Here is a 1056-nt window from a genome sequence, read left to right as displayed (position 1 = left end):
CAGAAGGTCTGTAAACAGACCTTCACGAATTTGCAAATTCTGAATTCAGGTTAATTGGCTCATTGTACGCATCAACAACCGCGTTCTTGCCATTTCTCTTAGCCTGATACAAAGCTTGGTCTAATATCGAGTACAGCTCATCGAAGTTGGTGAGTGGCATTGATGTCGATAGGTAGGCCAAGCTTGCCGTTACACGAAGGTCTTCATTTCTTTCCGTTTTGATTTGCTTTTCCGAAATGGTTTTATGCAAGCTTTGAACTCGGAACGGTACATCAATTTCATCAACGTTTTTGAGTAAAAGAACAAATTCCTCTCCACCTAAACGCCCGATGTATTCACCTTTGTTGAGTTTTACGCGGATGCTTTGACAAACGTGTTTCAAAACCAAATCGCCTGTAGGGTGGCCGTAGGTATCATTGATGGCTTTAAAGTTATCTAAGTCAATTAAAGCCAGAACATATCGCATCTCTTGATGAGTTTTCGAGGTTTGGCTTTTGATGGTTTCAATGATCGCGGTTCTGTTTAAGGCACACGTTAAACTGTCTATCCGTGCTTTATTTCGAGTTTGTCGCTGAGCCATTATTGCCAACACCAAAAGAAGCACTAAGCAGGCAACCACAAAATTGTACGCGCGTTTTTGATCTGTAAGCTTTTCAAACTCGCTCTGCTTTAAATTCCGCTCGTTCGCAAGTTTGATCAGTTGCAGTTCGTATTCGTACTCATTTTTGGTGAGGTCGAGAGCTTCCATTGCCTTGATGTTGCTAGTATCTCGGTTATCTAGTTCCAATGTTGAATACGCTTCATAGTGACTTAGCGCCGCTTTGTAATCCCCAAGTTCTTGGTAAGCATTGGACAGCAACAGTTGCGCTCTCGCTTGTAGCAATGGCCTTGAGTTTTCCATTGCTAGTGTGAACGCTTCTTTACCGTGCTCGATCGCCTTTTCTGGCGCGTCATTTTTCAGATAAGCAAAACCAGCGGCTAAATGCCCCTCGGTTTGCAAATGGTTGTTTTCGTATCGCTCGCCCAAACCGAGCGCTTTGTTAATGTATTTGACGG

Annotated in this window: 1 protein-coding gene; it reads right to left on the bottom strand. The window is 43.3% G+C overall.

What is annotated here, in order from left to right; translation table 11 throughout:
- Positions 1-22: 22 nt before the first annotated feature.
- On the bottom strand, positions 23-1056 hold a 1034-nt coding region (locus R7040_RS24810; protein WP_318097325.1), incomplete at its 5' end, for a GGDEF domain-containing protein.

The sequence above is a fragment of the Vibrio sp. 1069 genome, from assembly GCF_033340555.1.
This window is presented reverse-complemented; position numbering and strand designations above follow the sequence as displayed.